General features: G+C 45.2%; 19 protein-coding genes. 13 read left to right on the top strand and 6 right to left on the bottom strand.

Annotated features, from left to right (window positions below):
• Window positions 1–27: 27 nt before the first annotated feature.
• Genes ACZ5GB_RS01850 through ACZ5GB_RS01840 form a run of 3 tightly spaced genes read left to right on the top strand, consistent with a single transcriptional unit; the run spans window position 28 to window position 1331 of the window.
• Window positions 28–501 carry a Fur family transcriptional regulator gene (locus tag ACZ5GB_RS01850; RefSeq protein WP_464327292.1) on the top strand — a complete coding sequence of 158 codons (474 nt, stop codon included), beginning with the start codon at window positions 28–30 and terminating at the stop codon, window positions 499–501.
• Complete coding sequence (locus ACZ5GB_RS01845) at window positions 470–985, top strand: lytic transglycosylase domain-containing protein (protein WP_464327291.1); 516 nt, start codon at window positions 470–472, stop codon at window positions 983–985. Before ACZ5GB_RS01850 ends, ACZ5GB_RS01845 begins: the two co-directional genes overlap by 32 nt.
• 4 nt (window positions 986–989) lie before the next feature.
• The gene (locus ACZ5GB_RS01840) at window positions 990–1331 is read left to right on the top strand and encodes a hypothetical protein (RefSeq protein ID WP_464327290.1); all 342 of its coding nucleotides are present in this window, start codon (window positions 990–992) and stop codon (window positions 1329–1331) included.
• Here ACZ5GB_RS01840 and aroD read toward each other — a convergent pair.
• Complete coding sequence (gene aroD, locus ACZ5GB_RS01835) at window positions 1309–1968, bottom strand: type I 3-dehydroquinate dehydratase (RefSeq protein ID WP_464327807.1); 660 nt, start codon at window positions 1966–1968, stop codon at window positions 1309–1311. The two genes, ACZ5GB_RS01840 and aroD, sit on opposite strands and share 23 nt — an antisense overlap.
• Window positions 1968–3167, bottom strand: a complete 1200-nt coding sequence (locus tag ACZ5GB_RS01830; RefSeq protein ID WP_464327289.1) for an argininosuccinate synthase — start codon at window positions 3165–3167, stop codon at window positions 1968–1970. Before ACZ5GB_RS01830 ends, aroD begins: the two co-directional genes overlap by 1 nt.
• A gap of 85 nt (window positions 3168–3252) precedes the next feature.
• Between ACZ5GB_RS01830 and ACZ5GB_RS01825 the strand changes: the two genes are divergently transcribed.
• Genes ACZ5GB_RS01825 through ACZ5GB_RS01795 form a run of 7 tightly spaced genes read left to right on the top strand, consistent with a single transcriptional unit; the run spans window position 3253 to window position 13130 of the window.
• Window positions 3253–4764: a hypothetical protein gene (locus ACZ5GB_RS01825; RefSeq protein ID WP_464327288.1), complete on the top strand. Its 1512-nt coding sequence runs from the start codon at window positions 3253–3255 to the stop codon at window positions 4762–4764.
• A 2-nt stretch (window positions 4765–4766) separates the two neighbouring features.
• Window positions 4767–6929: a BadF/BadG/BcrA/BcrD ATPase family protein gene (locus ACZ5GB_RS01820; protein ID WP_464327287.1), complete on the top strand. Its 2163-nt coding sequence runs from the start codon at window positions 4767–4769 to the stop codon at window positions 6927–6929.
• 1 nt (window position 6930) lies between these two features.
• A complete protein-coding gene (locus ACZ5GB_RS01815) occupies window positions 6931–8022 on the top strand; it encodes an acyl-CoA dehydratase activase-related protein (RefSeq protein WP_464327286.1) in 1092 nt (363 codons plus the stop codon).
• 51 nt (window positions 8023–8073) lie between these two features.
• Window positions 8074–9237 (top strand): LL-diaminopimelate aminotransferase, encoded by a 1164-nt coding sequence (locus ACZ5GB_RS01810; RefSeq protein ID WP_464327285.1) that lies wholly within the window; start codon window positions 8074–8076, stop codon window positions 9235–9237.
• A complete protein-coding gene (locus ACZ5GB_RS01805) occupies window positions 9234–10739 on the top strand; it encodes a sodium-dependent transporter (RefSeq protein WP_464327284.1) in 1506 nt (501 codons plus the stop codon). The genes ACZ5GB_RS01810 and ACZ5GB_RS01805 overlap by 4 nt, the downstream gene beginning before the upstream one ends.
• A complete protein-coding gene (locus ACZ5GB_RS01800) occupies window positions 10736–12028 on the top strand; it encodes a CBS domain-containing protein (protein WP_464327283.1) in 1293 nt (430 codons plus the stop codon). The genes ACZ5GB_RS01805 and ACZ5GB_RS01800 overlap by 4 nt, the downstream gene beginning before the upstream one ends.
• The gene (locus ACZ5GB_RS01795) at window positions 12000–13130 is read left to right on the top strand and encodes an acetoin utilization protein AcuC (RefSeq protein WP_464327282.1); all 1131 of its coding nucleotides are present in this window, start codon (window positions 12000–12002) and stop codon (window positions 13128–13130) included. The genes ACZ5GB_RS01800 and ACZ5GB_RS01795 overlap by 29 nt, the downstream gene beginning before the upstream one ends.
• A gap of 314 nt (window positions 13131–13444) precedes the next feature.
• Here the strand turns inward: ACZ5GB_RS01795 and ACZ5GB_RS01790 are convergent, their stop codons facing one another.
• From ACZ5GB_RS01790 to ACZ5GB_RS01775, 4 genes are all read right to left on the bottom strand, one after another.
• Window positions 13445–14050 (bottom strand): SCO family protein, encoded by a 606-nt coding sequence (locus ACZ5GB_RS01790; RefSeq protein WP_464327281.1) that lies wholly within the window; start codon window positions 14048–14050, stop codon window positions 13445–13447.
• A gap of 123 nt (window positions 14051–14173) precedes the next feature.
• Window positions 14174–15916, bottom strand: a complete 1743-nt coding sequence (locus ACZ5GB_RS01785; protein ID WP_464327280.1) for a cbb3-type cytochrome c oxidase subunit I — start codon at window positions 15914–15916, stop codon at window positions 14174–14176.
• 11 nt (window positions 15917–15927) lie between these two features.
• Window positions 15928–16365: a cytochrome c oxidase subunit II gene (locus ACZ5GB_RS01780; protein ID WP_464327279.1), complete on the bottom strand. Its 438-nt coding sequence runs from the start codon at window positions 16363–16365 to the stop codon at window positions 15928–15930.
• A gap of 12 nt (window positions 16366–16377) precedes the next feature.
• Window positions 16378–16503 (bottom strand): hypothetical protein, encoded by a 126-nt coding sequence (locus ACZ5GB_RS01775; protein ID WP_464327278.1) that lies wholly within the window; start codon window positions 16501–16503, stop codon window positions 16378–16380.
• Window positions 16504–16725: 222 nt separating this feature from the next.
• On the opposite strand from ACZ5GB_RS01775, the gene thiS reads away from it, so the two are divergent.
• The 3 genes from thiS to hemG are packed head-to-tail and all read left to right on the top strand — an operon-like array spanning window position 16726 to window position 19043.
• Window positions 16726–16932, top strand: coding sequence for a sulfur carrier protein ThiS (gene thiS / locus ACZ5GB_RS01770; RefSeq protein ID WP_464327277.1), 207 nt, complete (start codon window positions 16726–16728; stop codon window positions 16930–16932).
• Window positions 16933–17736 carry a thiazole synthase gene (locus ACZ5GB_RS01765; protein WP_464327276.1) on the top strand — a complete coding sequence of 268 codons (804 nt, stop codon included), beginning with the start codon at window positions 16933–16935 and terminating at the stop codon, window positions 17734–17736.
• The gene (gene hemG / locus ACZ5GB_RS01760; protein ID WP_464327275.1) at window positions 17733–19043 is read left to right on the top strand and encodes a protoporphyrinogen oxidase; all 1311 of its coding nucleotides are present in this window, start codon (window positions 17733–17735) and stop codon (window positions 19041–19043) included. Before ACZ5GB_RS01765 ends, hemG begins: the two co-directional genes overlap by 4 nt.
• Window positions 19044–19067: the final 24 nt, after the last annotated feature.

Genomic DNA, 19067 nt, shown 5'->3' with positions numbered 1-19067 from the left:
ATATTCATTTAGCTTATATTATATGCCATGCAGTTGGAGGAGTTAAAAAGTAAATTTGAGCAGTTTTTAAGACAGAGGGGGTATAAGGTAACAAAGGGCAGGTTTGAGATAATTGATAAGATAGCCAATTATGGTCCCCACTTTGAGATAGAGGAGCTTGTAAGGTGGATAGCCAATCAAGACAGGTCCATAGCCAGTAGGTCCACCGTTTATAGAACGGTCAGACTTCTTCAAGAGTTTGGAGCCATAAGGGAGGTTATAAAGCTTGGAAACAGGACCATATACGAGTTTGTGGCAGGAAAGCCCCATCATGAGCATCTTATTTGCGTTGAATGTGGGAAGATAATAGAGTTTTACAAGGAAGAGATAGAGGAGCTCCAAGATAGAGTATGCGAAGAGTATGACTTTACTCCCTTAAACCACAGGCTTGAGGTCTTTGGCATATGTTCAGAGTGTAAGGGGAAAAGGTATGAGAGTGGAAGGCTGGAAGCTGGAGCTTAAGACCACAAGGGAAGAACACATAAAGCCAAAAGAAGACTTTAGCTTTTATCTTCAGTCTGCCGTTGAGGGTCTTAAAAACAAAGAATTTAAGGAAAATATACCCATAGAGGCCAGAGTAAGGGCAAAGGTGGAGGAAGTCTCACAAAAATACTCCATACCAAAAGAGTTAATCCTCGCCATCATAAAGCAGGAGAGCAACTTTAACCCAAGGGCATACAACAAAAACAAGGACGGCACAGAGGATAGGGGCCTTATGCAGGTCAATTACCAGCACAACTTAAGGCTTATGAAGGAGTATGGCATAGAAAACCCAGACCAGCTTTATGATATAGAGACCAACATAGAGATAGGCGCGAGAATACTCTATGAGAACTTTAAAAGGTTTGGAAACTGGGTGATGGCTGTCAAAGCATACAACGGGCTAAAGGCAAACAACTGGGACTATGTAAAGGGCGTTTTTGAAAAGATTTCCCTCCTTAGGTGAAACCATGAGGATAAGAGAGCTTGAAGAAAGACAGAAGGAGTTTTTAAAGAACGTCTTTGAGCTTGAAAGCCTGCCGGAAGATATGGAGCTTGAGGAGTTTTTGGCCTCAAAGGGCTGTAGGCTCTATGAGTGTCTATCTTGTGGCAAGCTCATTTTTCATGACAACTACGAGTTTTGGAACCTTACAGACTGCTGTGATGACAACTCAAAGATAACGCAAGAGGGGCTTCTATGCGAGGTTTGCTATTCAAAAACTCCGGAGAACTTAAAACATTGGATATTCTTTAAGCCCACCTACTATAAGGAGGTGGAGTTTATAGACCTTAAGAGAAAAGGAGAGACCTAAGCCTTACCATCTCCTTCAATTCTATCTGCCCAGGCGCTACAGCAGAGCCCACAAAGGAGTAGGTTATAACAGAGCCAAAGACAAAGCCAGCCACCCTTGACACTTTTCCATAGTCCCCCATGGCTATGAGTATCTTTTCTCCCTCCTCTTCCTTTCCAAGGCACAAAAGCCTTGCCGTATCCTCATAAGAGTTGGCCTTCACCGCTATCTTTACAATGTCCGCAGACCACCTTTTTGCTTCTCTAAGGACCTCCCTCAGTATCCAATTGGGTGGTGTAAGTTCAAAGTTGTGGTAAGAGATGATAAGCTTTTTACCAGAGCTTTTGACTATTTCCCTTACATAGGGAAGGATATCTTGAGAGGAGAGTTCTATATCTGTATAGTGGCTTAGAGGTGAGCAGGCCTTGAATATGTCCAGCCTGTTTTCTACCTTTGAGCCTCCTTCCTTCTCACTCCTTACAGTTAGTATGGTCTTAAGGCCTATGCCTTGGACTTTTTTTATGCATTCAAGCACAAAGTCTGGGCTTTTGTTTTCAAAGAGGTCCACCCTAAGCTCTATTATGTCCGCACCCTCTTCTTTGCAAAGCCTTAGGTTATCCTCAAAGTTTTTGTCCGAAAGAGGCACCGCTATAAGCATCATCTTTTCCTTACCCTTCCCAAGACCTTTAGTGGCAGGCCAAATACCTTGGTAAAGTTGGCGCCAGCCTTGTGGTCAAAGGCATCCTTTTCTGAGTAGGTGGCAAGGTCCTCCACATAAAGGCTGTTGGGTGATGTCCTTCCTACCACCTGCACATGGCCCTTGTAAAGCTTTAGCCTTACTTTACCACTTACATACTTGGCAAGCCTTGAGGTAAAGGCATCCAAAGCCTCTCTCAAAGGCGAAAACCAAAGGCCTTCATAGACTACCTTGGCATACTCATGGGGGATATGTGTCAAAAAGTAGTGGAAGGTAAAGCGGTCAAGCACGAGGGAAAGGAGGTCCCTGTAGGCCTCGTAGAGCACCGTTGCGCCGGGGGCTTCATACACCTCCCTGCTCTTTATGCCCACAAGCCTGTTTTCCACCATATCTATCCTGCCTATGCCATGCCTTCCTGCTATGGCGTTGAGGTCAAGGATAAGCTGGCTAAGATTTTCATACCTTTTGCCCTTTATGCCAACTGGCACACCCTCCTCAAACTCTATCTCTATATACTCTGGCCCCTCTGGAGCCTTTTGAGGGCTTTGTGTCCATTCAAAGGCGTCTTCTGGTGGCTCCTCCCATGGGTCCTCCAAAGGTCCACATTCAATAGATATTCCCCAAAGGTTTTTGTCTATGGAATAGGGCTTGTCCTTTGTGGCTTTTACGGGTATTTGGTGCCTTAGGGCATACTCTACTTCTTCTTCTCTGGATTTGAATTCCCACTCTCTAACCGGTGCCAACACTTCAATGTCCGGATTTAGGGCCCAGACAGAAAGCTCAAACCTAACCTGGTCGTTTCCCTTACCGGTGGAGCCATGGGCCACATAGTCTGCACCAAACTTTTCCGCATACTCTACAAGCTTTTTGGCAATAAGGGGCCTTGAGAGGCTTGCGGTAAGAGGATATTTGCCCTCATAGAGGGCCAAGGCCCTAAGGGTAGGAAGGCAGTATTCTCTTGCAAACTCCTCCTTTAGGTCCTCCACTATGGCCTCTACGGCCCCAGAGGCCTTTGCCTTGGAGGGAATTTCAGAAAGCTCTTCACCTTGGCCCACATCGGCCGTGTAGGTTATGACCTCATAGCCCCTATCGGTGAGCCATCGCACTATTACAGATGTATCCAAACCACCGGAATAGGCAAGGATAACTCTTTTTGGCATGATGGTATTATAGCATATGATAAAAGCCATAAGGAAATCTTACCTCTAAGGTATAAATTTTCTTAAAAACTCAAGGAGGGTTATTATGGAAACAAGGGAGGTTCACTATAGAGCTTACAGGCCAAGACCCTTTACAAAGGAGGAAAGGCCTCACACCACCATACTCTTTGGAGGCCTAACTTGGAAGCACGAAAGATTGATACAAGGCTCTCTGGAGAGGATGGGTTATAAGGCACAGCCTTTGCCCAACATAGAGAGGGTGGACCTGGATATTGGAAAGGAATACATAGATGTGGGCGCATGCTGTCCCACTACTTTTACTGCGGGCAACTTGGCAAGGACGCTTATAAGCATCAAGGAAAAAGAAGGTGAGGAGGCTGTAAAAAACAATTATCTTTTTGTCACGGTAGGTGCCTGCGGACCTTGTAGATTTGGCCAATACCATGAGTCTTATGAGAGGGTCCTTGAGGGCTTAAACCTTAGGGACTTTAGGTTATTCCTTTTGGACCTACTTCAGATGGAGCAGTCTGCGCCGGGGGGTGGCCTTGAGATAAACATGCCTTTGACCTTTGGGCTTATATACGCCATGTTTTTGGGAGACCTTATAACCGATATGGAGTATGCCACAAGACCTTATGAAGTAAGGGAAGGGCAAACGGACAGGGTGGTAAAAGAGAGCATAGAACTGCTCTATGAGAGGCTAAAAAACAGGCCCATAAAGGGCAAAAAGCTGGATTCTCTCCTTTGGCATGTGTTTACAGACTATTTTGTAAAGGCTTTGAAAAAAGTAAAAAGCCTTTGGGATGAGGTGGAGGTAGACAGGTTAAGGGTAAAGCCAAAGGTTAAAATAACGGGCGAGTTTTGGCTTCAGACCCATGAGGGGGATGGAAACTACAACATAAAGAGGTGGCTGGAAAGGGAAGGGGCGGAGGTGATCCCACCACCTATAGCTGTTTGGATGGACTACCTTATAAACATGGAGCTTTTCAAGCTTGAGGATGCCAAGGGCTTTGTCAAAAAGTATTACCTTAAGAAAAGCGCCGTAGGCACCATAGCCTACCTTTACAGGTTTGTATATAACAGGCTAAGGAAGGCCTTAAACAACATACCAAACCCACTGCCAGACCAAAGGCAGTTGAAAGAGCTGGCAAGGCCATACTTTTACTACAGGCTTACCGGTGGGGAGGGCCACATGCTAATAGGGAAGGCCCTGTATGCCTACAAGAGAAAACAAGCCCATATGATATGCGAGCTTTCTCCCTATGGGTGCTTGCCCAATACCATGTCCATAGGAGCTATGGCAAAGGTTTTGGGAGACTACCCAGACCTCCTCTATGCACCCATTGAGATAAAGGGAGATGCGGAGGTACATGCCTACTCAAGATGTCAGATGATACTAACGGAGGCAAAAAGGAGGGCAAGGGAGGAGTTTGAAGAGGTGCTAGAAAGGACAGGCTTAACCGTAGAAGATATAAGGAACTTTGAGGAGGAACATCCAGAGCTAAGGAAAGCTACCTATAAGGTGCCTCACTACGGGTATGCGGGCACTGCCAGCAACTATGTGATGCATGTGGCCAAGCTTATGGGTAGGGGGTAGCCATGCTTTTGCTTGGTATAGATGTGGGAAGCACCACCTGTAAGTATGTTTTGACGGATGAAAAAGGGAACATCCTTGACAAGGCCTATGAGAGGCACAACACAAAGCAGGCGGAAAAGGTATTGGAGTTTCTCCTAAGGCTGGAAGGTCAATATGGCTTAAGGCATGGAAGGGATAGGGTTTATATAACAGGCTCCGGTGGTGGCTTTATAGGAAGCCTCGTAGGTGCAAGGTTTGTGCAGGAGGTGGTGGCCGTTGCCACGGCGGTGGAAAGGTTGCATCCCGACGTGAGGTTTGTGAGCGAGATAGGCGGAGAGGACATGAAGACCATCTTTATAAAGGAGCAGGAGGGAAAAAGGAACAGGCAGGTGTATATGCAGAATGTATGCGCTGGAGGCACGGGCACCTTTATAGAAAAGGTGGGCAGAAAGCTTGGCATACCACCAGAAGAGCTATCTCAGATGGACTATGAGGGCTATACGCTCCACCGCATAAGCTCCAAGTGTGGCATCTTTGCAGAGGCAGATGTAAACTCCCTTGTAAAGGCGGGCGTTCCAGTGGAAGAGATCATAGCTTCCCTCTTTGAGGCCGTTGTCTATCAAAATTTGGCCCAGCTCACAAAAGGAAACACTCCCCTTCCAAAGGTCCTTCTTTTAGGTGGTCCCAACCTCTTCTTTAAGGGCCTTCAGCAGGCGTGGAGGGTTCACCTTCAAAGGCTTTGGAAGGAAAGGGGTGTGGGAGACTTTAGCAAGGAGGATATGGAAAAGCTTGTAATAGTGCCGGAAAACTCCCTCTACTATGCCAGCCTTGGCTGTGTCTTTACAGCCCTTGAGGAGGAGGGAGGAACTTATACGGGTCATGAGAGGCTAAGGTGGTGGGTGGAAGAGGGTCAGTATGAGCAGAAGTTAAAGGAAGGAAAGAGGGGGCTTGTAAGCTCAGAAGAAGAGCTTGAGGAGTTCAAGAGAAAGTATTCTTACGTTGTGGAAAACCGCATAGTGCCAAAGAAGGCAAGAGAGGTTATAATAGGCTGTGATTTTGGTTCCACAACGGCAAAGGCTGTATGCATAACGCCTCAGAAGGAGATAGTTTTCTCTTGCTACACATTGAGCAAAGGAAACCCTATAGAGGATGCAAAGGAGATATTTAGAAGGATAAGGGATTATCTTGGTGATGGGAAGGTTTTGGCTCTTGGCCTAACGGGCTATGGCAAGGACCTACTCAAAGATGTTCTGGGTGCGGATGTGGCTGTGGTAGAAACGGTGGCTCATGCCACCGCTGGCCTTCACTTCTTCCCCGATGCGGACTGCATATGCGATGTGGGCGGTGTGGATGTAAAGATCATGATACTCAGGCAAGGCTCTGTGGTAGACTTTAGGCTAAATTCTCAATGTTCTTCTGGCAATGGTGCCTTCCTTCAGGGTGTGGCAGAGAGGTTTAACATACCTTTGGAGGAGATAGCGGATAGGGCCTTCTCAGCCAAGGCCATGCCCAACTTCACCATGGGCTGTGGCGTTTTTCTCCAGAGCGACATAGTAAACCAGCAGAGGAAGGGCTGGAAGGCGGAAGAGATTTTGGCAGGCCTTTGCCACGTTTTGCCTTTGAACGTGTGGGTCTATGCGGGCAACATAAACAACCTGGCTCAGGTGGGCAAAAAGTTTATCCTACAAGGTGGAACGCACAAAAACCTTGCGGTGGTTAAATCTCAGATAGACTTTATAAAGTCCAAGGTGCCAGAGGCTGAAATCTATGTGCATCCTTATTCAGGTGAGGCTGGCGCCATAGGCGCAGCACTTATAGCCTTAGAGCATTATCAAAGGCATGGAAAAACCAACTTCAGAGGCTTTTCCACTATAGAAGGGCTTACCTACAAGGCCACCACCTCCAAAGATACGGTGTGCCATTGGTGTCCTATAAACTGCCAGAGAAGCTTTATAGACGCTCATATTGGAGAAGGGGAAGGAAGGCCCTGGAGCAAGGTACCCCTGCCACCGGGATGGGTAAGGCTTATCGTTAATAACGCCTGTCCAAAGGGCCTTGTGGAGGATGAAAAGGAGCTAAAGGTGGTAAGAGAAAGGATGGAGAGGGTAAAAAATGAGTTTCCTAACATCGCTGATCTTGTTAAAAAGGAGGCCTTTAGGGTCCCAGCAAGACAGAAGGTACATTAGGGTGGGTATACCTAAGTTTTTGAACATCTGGGGGACCCACCAGTTTTGGGTGGGCTTCTTTAAAGCCCTTGGCGTAGGTAAGATAATTTTCAGTTCAGACACCTCGGAAGAACAATACAGAACATACGGAAAAGGTAGGATAACTATGGACTCCTGCTATCCGGTAAAAGCCCTTGCAGGACATATGGGAGAACTGCTATATAAGGATATAAACCTTCTCTTTGTACCCATGATCTATTCCTTACCTTCCTTTTTGAGGGGTCATGTGGTAGATACCCTATCTTGCACCCGAGTAATGATGAGCGTGGAGAACATAAGGGCTGGTTTTACAAGGGAAAGGGATGAGTTCTCCCAAAGGGGTATAAGCCTTGTCTCTCCCTTTGTTCCCTTTGGAGAGCCAGAGCTCTTGCCCAAATACCTTTGGGAGTCTTTAAAAGAGGTTATACCGGGCCTGAGTCTTGAGGAGACTGCAAAAGCTGTGGAAGAAGGTTTTAGAGCCCTTTCAGATTTTGAGAAAAGGATGAGGGAAAAGAGCCTTGAGATCATAAAATGGTGTGCCAAGAATCAAAGGCCTGCCTTGCTTGTGCTTGCCAGGCCATACCACATGGACCCGGGCATAGGCCATGAGATAGACGCAGAGTTCCAGCCCTATGGCTACCCTGTCCTTTGGTACAATTACCTTCCCTTAGATGATTGGCTTCTGGACTGGCTCTTTGGAAAGGAGATAAGAGCTGGCATAATAAAAAGCCCCTTTGACATATCAGACGTTTGGACATCTTCATACAGCTCCAACACCAACGAGATCATATGGGGTGCCAAGTTCTCCGCAAGGCTTCCTTGGATAACAGGCGTTATAAGGCTCTCCAGCTACGAATGCGGCATGGACCAGCCCACCTTTACACCAGTCCAAAAGATTGTGGAAAGCTCTGGCACCCTTTACTTTAAGTTTGGAGAACTGGATGAGACAAAGCCGGCGGGTAGTGTAAAGATAAGGGTAGAAACCATAGTCTACTACCTTGAAAAGTATTCAAAAGATATCATAGAGAAAAAATTAAAAAGGCTTGGACCCATTCCGAAAGAGCTTTTGACCTAAAAGCTGTTTATAATAAAAACATTTCATTTCTTACTAAAAGGAGGTATGCGGATGTTTGAGTATGCCCAGAGGATAAAGACCCTTCCACCCTATCTCTTTGCTCAGATTGACCAAAAAAAGAGGGAAAAGCTACAGCAAGGAGTGGATTTAATTGACCTCGGAGTAGGAGACCCAGACATACCCACGCCACAGCCCATAGTGGAGGCTATGAAAAGGGCTGTGGAAAAGCCAGAACATCACAGATATCCTTCTTATGAGGGCATGCTTTCCTTTAGACAGGCGGTGGCAAACTGGTATAAAAGGCGCTTTGGTGTAGATTTGGACCCAAACACAGAAATAGTTACTCTCATAGGCTCTAAGGAAGGAATCGCCCACTTCCCCCTTGCCTTTGTAAACCCCGGTGATGTGGTCCTCTGCCCAGACCCAGCCTATCCAGTCTACAAGATAGGAACTATCTTTGCAGGCGGTGAACCTTACATACTACCCCTAAAGGAAGAAAACGGCTTTCTTCCAGACTTTAAAAGCGTACCAAAAGATATCCTAAAGAGGGCAAAGATCATATGGGTAAATTATCCCAATAACCCCACCTCTGCGGTGGCAGAGGAAAGCTTCTACAGAGAGCTTATAGATTGGGCAAGGGAAAACAACATAATAGTTGCCTCAGACCTTGCCTATTCGGAGATATACTTCGGCGATAAAAAGCCCATGTCCATCCTTCAGGTAGATGGAGCAAAGGAGGTGGCCATAGAGTTTCACTCCCTCTCAAAGACCTTTAATATGACAGGCTGGCGCCTTGGAATGGCCGTGGGCAACAAGGACCTAATAGCCGGCCTTGGAAAAGTAAAAACAAACGTGGATTCGGGACAGTTTCAAGCAATTCAAGAGGCTGGCATTACGGCGCTAAGCCTACCCGAAGAAGAAGTTCAAAAGATAAGGGACGTATACAAAGAAAGAAGGAGTGCCATGATTAAGGCCCTTGAGGATGTGGGGCTTGAGGTCTATAAATCCGATGCCACTTTCTACCTTTGGGTAAAGGTGCCAAAGGGCTACACTTCCGCAGAGTTTGTATCCTTACTTTTGGATAAGTGTGGTATTGTATGCACGCCGGGCAACGGCTTTGGACAGTATGGAGAAGGATACTTTAGAATATCTTTAACAGTGCCAACGGAAAGGCTTTTGGAGGCCGTTGAGAGGATTAGGGGGCTAAAACTATGAAGAAAAGGGAGACTTGGGCCTCAAAGATAGGCCTAATCTTTGCCGCCGCCGGCAACGCCATAGGCTTGGGAAACCTTTTGAGGTTTCCTTCCAAAGTAGCCCTCTATGGTGGTGGTGCCTTTATGATCCCTTACTTTGTCTCCTTCTTCCTTTTAGGCCTGCCACTCATGATCCTTGAGTGGATTATAGGAAGGTATGCAGGCTCTAAGGGACATGGTTCCATGACGGGCATTATGGGATCACTCTTTCATCATGCCAACTGGGCGAGGGTCCTTGGTTCCCTTGGTGTTGCCATACCCTTCCTTATAGTTTGCTATTACATATACATTGAGTCGTGGACCTTGGGCTTTGCAGTACTTTCCCTCTTTGGCCAGATGCCAGAACCGGTTATAGGCCAAGACGCCAAGACGGCCATGGCGCCCTATGTGGAGTTTTTCAAAGTATATACCAAACCCTCTAATATAGCCATAATCTTTTTGATCCTAACCCTTGCCATAAACTGGTATATCCTTCAGAGGGGAGTGGTAAAGGGCATAGAACTTACCGCAAAGTTTGGCATACCAGCCCTACTTGTAATGGGTCTTTTACTTTCCATAGTATCCCTTTCCATCAGGGGTGGTAAGGGTCTTGAAGGGCTTTTATACATCTACACTCCCGATTTCAGCAAAATATGGGACCCTCATGTGTGGCTTGAGGCCTCGGGCCAGATCTTCTTCACCCTCTCTCTTGGCATGGGTGCTATAGCCACCTACGCCAGCTATGTAAAGTCTAAAGAAGATGTTTTAAAGGCGGGACTTTGGACGGCAGGACTCAATGAGTTTGTGGAGGTGGTGATCGGTGCCTCCATTGCCATACCGGCCGCCTTTGCCATGTTTGGAGCCTCTGCAGTTCCAGAGCTTGCCAAAGAAGGCACCTTTAGGCTTGGATTCATGTCCATGCCAGCCGTGCTTATGGCCTTACCTTTGGGCAGTATTCTTTCGGCCGTGTGGTTCTTCTTGCTTTTTATTGCAGCCCTTACCTCCTCCTTAGCCCTTATTCAGCCTCTAATATCCCTTTTTGAAGATGAGATGAGATGGTCCCATACAAAGGCTGTAAATGTTTCCATGCTTATGGTGGTACTTGGTGCTTTTCTATCAGCCTATTTACCCGGTTTCATAGATGAGCTTGACTTTTGGGCAGGTACTTTTATGCTTGTATTTTTTGCCCTTTTGGAGATAATAGTATTTGTGTGGATATTTGGCGTAAATAAGTTCCACCATGAGCTTACAAGGGATGTTTTTATAAGAATACCAAAGGCGGTGGTTTACTTCTTTGCCATAGTATCGCCTATATTCTTGGTGAGCCTCCTTTATCAATGGGGTGTGGTAAAGGCTCCAGAAGTTCTATCCGACACAAACACTTACGTGGTAATAGCCAGGCTTTTCATAATAGCCACACTTGTGCTTCTTGCCTTTGTAGCCATAGATAGTAAGAGAAGATACCTTTCTGGACCACACCTATGAAGGAAATAGAGCTTTCCAGCTTGGCAACGGGCGTGCCTATTATAGAGCTTTCCCTTGGAGTAAAGGAAGCACTAAGAACCTTTGAAGAGTATGGCATATACGATTTTTTAGTAGTTGTAAAGGATAACAAGCCTGTAGGCATTGTTTATAAATTTGACCTTATAAACGCGCAGCAAAGGCCAAATTTAATAGTTGGGGACCTTGTCCATCCTGTTATGAAGTTAAAAAATGTGGTAATAAAGTCGGATGAGCTTGTATATCTTCTGGACTTTTTTAACTTTTCAAAATCTCCTATACTGCTTATAGACAAAAAAGGCTTTTATATAGGTGTTTTGTTCTACCATGTGGTGCTTCATCATATAAGCCTGTTTAAGGAAACTGCCATTCCTTTGTTCCAAAAGATAAGGTCCCTTTTTGGTCAAGATTATTATTTTTATTGCTTTTATATAAAGTCTTTAAAAGGCTTTGTAGAAGCTTACGGAACCTCTGCGGGTGAAAGCGTTCAAAAGATATTATACGAGGATATAAAAAATAGCATACCGGGCGATATAAGCCTTTCCCTCGAGGAGAAGGAGGTTTATGTTCTTTCAAAGCATAGAGTAAAGGAAGAGGATATAAGGTCTTTGTATGAAGAATTTCACAAAGAGTTTACACTGCTTTATGCAGAGGCAAACCCGCTTTACATACGGGGTTATTGTATACCAATAAAGGATGTTAACAACTTTGAAGAGCTTTTTAGGATAAGCTCAGACCTTAAAAAGAGGATGGAAGGGGTTTATGATGCTTCCTTTTTCATATTTTATGATGAAAGGCCTTCCGTTGTTTTATGTGAGTATAAAAGAAAGGAATTTATACATCAGATAAAACTCAAAATAAAGCAAGATTTTGAAAGAATAGTGGAGATTTTAAAAAGGTCCGACAGAGACCTTTGGGAGTTTATACTATATGACCTTTTTAAAGAATATCCTTATTTTGAGCTTTTCTATATAATGGGAGAAAGCGGACTTCAAGTTTCCAACAATGTGGTAAACCCGAGGATAACCTATCCCATAAAAACTGGTAGAAAGGGTGCGGACAGGTCGGAAAAGGAATACTTTAAAAAGGCAAACTACGAGGATGTTTATATCTCCAACATATACATATCTCAGGCAACGGACGATTTTTGCATTACCGTATCAAAAAGGTTTAACTATGGAGGAAAGAGCTACATCCTTGCAGGAGATATAAACTACAGAGAAATACACAAACTGGTAAAGGAATATGCAAAAGAAAGCGAGATTAGTAGGTAGTTTGGCATATAAGAAGCTAAGATATACCAACAACCATCCCCTCAGAATACCAAGGGTTTCTTTGCTCATTGAACTGTTAAAAGCTATGGAACTTATAGAGGAAAAAGAGCTTGTGGAAAGTAGGGAAGCAAGATGGGAAGAGCTAAGGCTATTCCATGATGAGGAGTATTTGAGAGCTTTGGAAGAATGCGACAGGTGCATGTGTGTAAAAAAGGATTACAGAGAAAGGTTTAACATAGGCAATTATGAAAACCCTGTGTCTCCAGCCATGTGGAAGGGTTCCCTTCTTGCCACAGGCTCTTCCGTGCAAGCGGTGGAACTCTTCTTAGAGGGCCATATAGCCTTTAACCCTGCCGGTGGCATGCACCACGCTTATAAAGACAGGGCAAACGGCTTCTGTTTTATAAACGACCCTGGAATAGTTTTGCAATACCTGTTAGAAAAAGGCTTTAAAAGGGTCCTTTACATAGACCTTGATGCCCATCACTGCGACGGCGTTCAAGACTTTTTCTATCAGGAGGGCAGAGTTTTTGTCTTTTCCATACACCAATCTCCCACCTATGCCTTTCCCTTCAAAAGGGGCTTTTGGGAGGAGAGGGGAGAAGGAAAGGGAAAGGGCTATAACCTAAACATACCTCTACCAAAGGGAGTAAATGACAGTGAGTTCCTCTTTGTCTTAGAAAGCCTTCTACCTCTTATAGCGCAAGCATACAAGCCAGAAGTCTATGTATTACAGCTTGGCACAGACACACTCAAAGAGGATTATCTCTCCAAGTTTGAGCTCTCCAACTGGGGCTTTTTGAAGGCCTTTGACCTTGTGAGAGAGGTTTTAGGGGAGGGCATTTACCTTGGTGGTGGAGGCTACCATCCCATAGCTTTGGCAAGGGCTTGGTCCCTTATCTGGTGCAGGATGTCCAACAGAGATATTCCAAAGGGTCTTACTCCTTTGGCAAGGGAAGTGCTATCCTCTGTGGATTTTGAGGAACTGGAAGAGGAAGACAGGAGCTATATGCTGGATGGCCTTTTGGACAGACCAAGGGAAGGAGAAATAAGAAGCGAGGTAAGGGAGATTGTGGAGAGGGCTAAAGCAGAATTTTGCTAAGACAATTAAATGTAGGGGAGGGTTCCAAACCCACCCGGTGAGACCCGATCCACCTAAATTTCAATAAGAGCGCGGTGCACCATGCCTCTACAAAGTATGAATTTCTCACCCAGCGTATTTTTGCTAAAAATAAATGAGACAAAAAATGTAGAGGCACGGCATGCCGTGCAACTACTAATAAAAAATCTACTGGTCTTGGACCCGCCCGATGCTTTATAATCTGGCAGGTTTAAAACCTGCCACTACAGAGAATAAATTTCTCACCCAGCGCATTGTTTCAAAAATTTTCAAAATATTTGAAGCAAAGTCAAAAATTAAGGCAAGACTTTTTTTGCCTCTTCCCTTTTGTGCAAATACTTTGCCAATGTGATAACCGTATATACTCCCGTTAATACAAGCCCCAAAAGTGCTATAAAGAAGAGAAACCTTTGAACTTTCTCCCACAGAGGAGCTTTGCCTTTGGCGTAATCTAAGGCTTTTTCCAACTCCCTTTTATCAAAAACCACACCATACACATACTTTTTAATCTTCATATCCGGCGAGATGAAGACCAATAGGTTTGGATGGACAAAGTCCTTACTTTCCGGTATGGACATAAACCTAAAATCTATGGCATCCAAAAGCCTAAACAGGTCTTCCTTGTTTTTTACCATAGCCACAATCCAACCCTTACCATCCAAGCCATGCTTTTCTTGAAAATCCTTTATGTTTTTAAGGCCGTCCGTTGGGTCAAAAGTGAGGGATATTACCCAAAAGTCTTCACCCGGCCTTCCGGGAAGGGCCTTTTTTAGAGAATCGGTAATTATGGGGCAAGCGGAAGAGCAGTTGGTATAGATTGGGCTTAAAATTATAGGCTTTCCCTTCAAGCTGTATAGGTCAAACTCCTCTCCATAGGAGTTTATAAGCCTTACATTGGGCAAGGGGTTTTCTAAGGTTTTTCCCTCGTTGGGTGGTATGCCAGTGGAGCCTTCTTGGGCAAAGGCTGTTAATAAAAAAAGAGGAGGGCTAAAAGCCCTCCAAACAAATGGCGCACGACGGAACCCTCATCTAAGCTCTGCCTTCTCATTCTTGTCTTCCTTTGCAGACTGGGGCTTTGTAATAGGAACTGGGTTTTTATCGTTATATCCGGGAGAGTCAAAGAATACACCCCTCTTGGTCACATCGTAAAGGGGTGGTATGTAGGATATGAGGAATAGGAGTGAGCTAAAGACCACCCAAGGTGTAAGCTTTTGGAGAGCTGGCATCTTCTCATCGTGGTAGGCTTCAGCGGTGGGTATTTCAAGGTCTGCCTCCTTGGTGGCTGGGGACAAGAGAGTTCCAAAGAAGGAGATGGCCCAGAATACAAAGCCAACTACTATAAGCACGCCGGCAAATACGGAAAGCTCTGCATAGCCTACCCACTCGGGCCTGTAGAGGGGTGATTCTGGGTTTAGGTAAGATATGCCCGTGTTTGTCCTCCTTGGGAAGCCATGAAAACCTGCCACAGACATGGCATATTCAAATATAAGCATACCTTGCCACCAGAGCCATGGAGCCAAGACTGCCAAGCCTTTGAACTTGATCTCCTTTCCGGTGAGCTGAGAGAGGAAGTAAAGGGACATGCCAAGGAATACAAGGGTTACAAGACCACCAACGGTGGTGTGGAAGTGTCCGGGCACAAAGGAGGTGTTGTGAACCACTTGGTTCATGTTATAGGAAGCGTTGATTATACCCGTTATACCACCCACGAAGAATAAGAACAGACCAGCCATAAAGTAGGAGACGAGCCACTTGTTGCCCTCAAGGCTTATGTAGGGTATTTTTGCCAACCAGTAGAGATAAGAATCTTTAACTTCTGGATACTTGGCCTTTATAGAATACTCAAGGGATGCCGCCACAGTAAAGGCAGTTATCATACTTGGCACTGCCACACCCAAGGTAAAGAGAGCATGTATGAGCTTGTAGTTGTTGGTTATACCGGGTTCTGTAAACTGGTGGTGAAGTCCTACCGGGAAGGATAGGATTAGGAAGAGAATGAACACAAGCCTTGCTGCACCATCGGAGTATAGCTTTCCTTCACCAGTTACTATTTTAGGAAGCACTGTGTAGAGCATCACATAAGCTGGCAGAAGCCAGAAGTAGACTACCGGGTGTCCAAAGGCCCAGAAGAGGGTCCTTGCCAAGGATGGGTTAATCTCTTGCACAAGGCCCAAAGACAAAGGCAGAAGTTGGAAAAGCACCTCTATAACAACGGGCACCACCATTATGACCCACATAATATGGTTTACGAGCATACCGTAGACCGCAAGTGGCACCTTTTGGCCGGGGTTTTCCCTCTTCCATGCTATATAGTTGGGTAGCCAGTCAAAAAAGAGGGGAACTATGGAACCTACTATCAAAAGTGCTGCGCCAAGGTAGAAAGTCCAGTGGGCAATAAGTGGAGGATAAAAGGTGTAAAGCACGTTTGCCTTGCCCGTAAACATGGCCCAGGCTGCCATAAGGGTGCCACCAAACATAAGGATAAGGGAGAGCCATTGGACAGCAGGCCTCAAAGGCTTTTTAAGGTAGTAAAGAAATACAATATTTCCAAGGGCCACTATGATTATGGTTGTAAAGACTATGGCGTTTATAACACCGTGCAGGGTAAGGCCTTGATAATATTCAATGCCCGCCACAGACATATCCTTTATCACACCAGCCCTGTAAAGCACTTGCATAAGGCCATGGTAGATACCAAAGACAAGCAATAAGATGGGAAAGACTATCTCCGCCACAAGTATGTTTCTTATGGTCTTATCCACCTTCATGGCACACCTCCTTATTTAACTACTATCTTTGCGGACATATCCTGATGGCCTATGCCACAGTACTCATGGCAAACTATGTGATAAACGCCGGGCTTGTCAAACTTATACCTTGCATAGGCCACCGTTCCTGGAACTGCCATGAGGTTTACGTTTGTGTTGTCAATCTGAAAGCCGTGGATCACATCACCACTTGTTAGGTAAATATCCACCACAGAACCAGCGGGTATTTCCACCTCTGCAGGCTCAAAGTACCACATCTTGGCAAGGTAGTGAAGCTCATACCTGTTGGGTGCATGCTGGATAACTTTGCCTTCTGTGAAGGGCTTTACATCGGTAATACAGGTAGGCACGTCAATGTTTAGGGCCTTTGCGGCATAGACTATAAGCGCAGCAAAAAAGGCCATAAGTCCTACTGCTAAGGTTAAAGCGGTTTTCTCTGCCCTATCCATGGCATCACCTCCTTATGGCTGGGTTTGGCCCCTGGAGACCATAACCAAATAAGTGGAAAGCCACACAAAAGCGTAGAAAGCCATCATGAGCAAGAAAAAGGCTAATGCGCCTTTTGGAAAGAAGCCCTCTTCCTTCATAGCACACCTCCTATAAGGATTTTTTATAAAAACATAAGTTGCACTTATAAGTATATGCACTTATATGTCTTTTGTCAATATATTTCTGAAGAAAAACATTCTCAATAAGAAATTTTTAGATTTAAAAGTAAGATTATGAAAATATTATTAATAAGTAGGTTTAGAACCTATTCCTACAAACCTTGTAATGTGGAAGTATAGGGCTATATTTATTAAAATCCCATGAGGCTCGTGGTCAACGGAAAAGATACGCACATGCCCGAAGGCATTAGTATACTTGAACTCCTTGAAAGACTGGAGATAAAGGTAAGGGAGGTAGGCTTGGCGGTGGCCGTAAACGGGGAGATAGTGCCAAAATCAAGGTATAAGGAGTATATACTTAAGGATGGAGATAGCGTTGAGATAGTAAACATTGTAGGAGGTGGATAGATGACGGATTATGAGAAGCTTCTTGAGGATGACTACTTGGAGATAGCAGGTAGGCGTTTTCGCTCAAGGCTTATCATAGGCTCTGGTAAGTTCAAAAGCTTTCAGGAGAACAAGGAGGTCCTTGAAGCCTCTGGTGCAGAGATTATAACGGTGGCCGTGCGTAGAGTAAACATAACAGATAGGTCCAAGGAGAACCTACTTGATTACATAGACCCCAATAAGTATCAAATACTCCCAAACACAGCTGGTTGTTATACGGCGGAGGAAGCCATAAAGACGGCCATGCTGGCAAGGGAGGCCACAGGAATAAACTGGATAAAGCTGGAGGTTATAGGAGACCAAAAGACCCTTCTGCCCGATATGGAGGAAACGTTAAAAGCTGCCAAGTTCTTGGTAAAGGAAGGCTTTGTGGTATTGCCCTATATCTTTGACGACCCTATTTATGCCAAAAAGTTTGAGGATGTGGGCTGTGCTGCTGTTATGCCACTTGCGGCGCCCATAGGTTCAGGCCTTGGTATGCAAAACCCTTATAATCTAATCTTCATAAAGGAAGCCGTTTCTGTGCCTGTTATAGTGGATGCCGGCATAGGCAGTGCTGCGGACATTCCACCCGTTATGGAGCTTGGTATAGATGCCATCCTTACCAACACAGCCCTTGCGGAGGCAAAGGACCCCATAAAGATGGCTGTGGCCATGAAGTATGCGGTCATAGCGGGTAGGCTCTCTTACCTTGCTGGCAGGATGCCAAAGAGGACCTATGCGGTTCCATCCTCTCCACTAAAGGGAGTTCCATTTAAGACATGATAGATGTGGCAGTGGTAGGCTCGGGCATATCCGGGCTATCTGTAGCATGGCATCTGTCAAAAAAAGGCTTTGAGGTAAAGGTCTTTGAAAAGGAAGACCTTCCTGGTGGAAACATACAAACCGTAAAGAAGGAAGGCTTTATCTTAGAGCTTGGCCCACAGACTATAATGGCAGACAAAAGGGTGGAAGAGTTCCTTTCCGATGCAGGAATAGAACCCGAATACGCTAGCGAAAGGGCCAAGATAAGGTATATTTACAAAAAGGGAAGGCTTATATCCTTGCCCCTGTCTCCCTTAAGCTTTTTAAAATCTCCCCTCCTTTCTCTTTTTGGAAAGATAAGGGTTCTAAAAGAGCCCCTTATAGCACCCTCCATAAAGCCAGAGGAGAGCATTGCGGAGTTTGTAATAAGAAGGCTTGGAAAGGAGTTTCACGATTACATAGTGGCACCTTTTATATCCGGCGTTTATGCAGGAGATACGGAAAAGCTCTCTGTAAAGTATGCAGTAAGAAGGGTCTATGAGCTTGAAAGGAACTTTGGAAGCCTTATAAAGGGAGCTATAAAGCTAAAGGCTTTGGGACCCGCTGGTAGGCTCATATCCTTCCCAGGAGGAAATTACACCTTAATTGAAAGGCTTTCTTCAGAGCTCTCTGTGGATACGGAGAACGTAGTCCTAAAGATCAGAAGGAAGGATGACAGGTTTATAATAGATGCCAAAAATGGTAAGTATGAAGCCAAGGCTGTAGTAGTGTCTGCACCAGCCACCTCCGCAGGCTACCTTCTTAGAGACATCTCTTGGAGTGCTTCCCAGGAGTTTGACCAGATATACTACGCACCTATTGTGGTGGTGCATGCAAGCGTAGAAAAAGGGTCCATTCCAGAGGGCTTTGGCTTTTTGGTGCCAAGGGTGGAAAGCAAAAGGATGCTTGGTGTCCTCTTTTCTTCTCAAATATTCACCGGCAGGTCTCCAGAGGGCAAGGAGCTTCTTACCATATACCTGGGCGGTGCCACAGACCCAGAGGTGGTTGAATATGAAGATGAACTTATATACTCGCTTGTGGAAAAAGAACTAAAGGAAATCTTAAGAATAGACAAGGTCCAATTTTTGAACCTGACAAGGTGGAAAAGAGCCATACCACAGTATACGCTTGGCTATGGCAAATACCTTGACCTTGCCAAGACATTGGAAGGGGAAAACCCAGGGCTATTTTTGACGGGCAACTACCTTTATGGTGTTTCTGTGGCGGACTGCATAAGGGCTTCTCATGATGTGGCGGAAAGGGTGGAGAGATTTTTAACAAGAAGATAATCACGCCGGGTGAGAAATTAATTA

This window comes from Hydrogenobacter subterraneus, from assembly GCF_055390195.1.
The sequence above is the reverse complement of the archived record's forward strand: the minus strand, read 5'-3'. Positions and strand labels throughout refer to the sequence as shown.

Bases quoted from the DNA above. Each gene is read 5' to 3' on its own strand.
- ACZ5GB_RS01850 (WP_464327292.1), top strand. From the start codon at position 28: ATGCAGTTGGAGGAGTTAAAAAGTAAATTTGAGCAGTTTTTAAGACAG.
- ACZ5GB_RS01785 (WP_464327280.1), bottom strand. From the start codon at position 15,916: ATGAAGGTGGATAAGACCATAAGAAACATACTTGTGGCGGAGATAGTC.
- ACZ5GB_RS01775 (WP_464327278.1), bottom strand. From the start codon at position 16,503: ATGAAGGAAGAGGGCTTCTTTCCAAAAGGCGCATTAGCCTTTTTCTTG.
- hemG (WP_464327275.1), top strand. From the start codon at position 17,733: ATGATAGATGTGGCAGTGGTAGGCTCGGGCATATCCGGGCTATCTGTA.
- ACZ5GB_RS01830 (WP_464327289.1), bottom strand. From the start codon at position 3,167: ATGCCAAAAAGAGTTATCCTTGCCTATTCCGGTGGTTTGGATACATCT.
- ACZ5GB_RS01810 (WP_464327285.1), top strand. From the start codon at position 8,074: ATGTTTGAGTATGCCCAGAGGATAAAGACCCTTCCACCCTATCTCTTT.
- ACZ5GB_RS01825 (WP_464327288.1), top strand. From the start codon at position 3,253: ATGGAAACAAGGGAGGTTCACTATAGAGCTTACAGGCCAAGACCCTTT.
- ACZ5GB_RS01765 (WP_464327276.1), top strand. From the start codon at position 16,933: ATGACGGATTATGAGAAGCTTCTTGAGGATGACTACTTGGAGATAGCA.
- ACZ5GB_RS01840 (WP_464327290.1), top strand. From the start codon at position 990: ATGAGGATAAGAGAGCTTGAAGAAAGACAGAAGGAGTTTTTAAAGAAC.
- ACZ5GB_RS01820 (WP_464327287.1), top strand. From the start codon at position 4,767: ATGCTTTTGCTTGGTATAGATGTGGGAAGCACCACCTGTAAGTATGTT.
- ACZ5GB_RS01780 (WP_464327279.1), bottom strand. From the start codon at position 16,365: ATGGATAGGGCAGAGAAAACCGCTTTAACCTTAGCAGTAGGACTTATG.
- ACZ5GB_RS01805 (WP_464327284.1), top strand. From the start codon at position 9,234: ATGAAGAAAAGGGAGACTTGGGCCTCAAAGATAGGCCTAATCTTTGCC.
- ACZ5GB_RS01795 (WP_464327282.1), top strand. From the start codon at position 12,000: ATGCAAAAGAAAGCGAGATTAGTAGGTAGTTTGGCATATAAGAAGCTA.
- aroD (WP_464327807.1), bottom strand. From the start codon at position 1,968: ATGCTTATAGCGGTGCCTCTTTCGGACAAAAACTTTGAGGATAACCTA.
- ACZ5GB_RS01845 (WP_464327291.1), top strand. From the start codon at position 470: ATGAGAGTGGAAGGCTGGAAGCTGGAGCTTAAGACCACAAGGGAAGAA.
- thiS (WP_464327277.1), top strand. From the start codon at position 16,726: ATGAGGCTCGTGGTCAACGGAAAAGATACGCACATGCCCGAAGGCATT.
- ACZ5GB_RS01800 (WP_464327283.1), top strand. From the start codon at position 10,736: ATGAAGGAAATAGAGCTTTCCAGCTTGGCAACGGGCGTGCCTATTATA.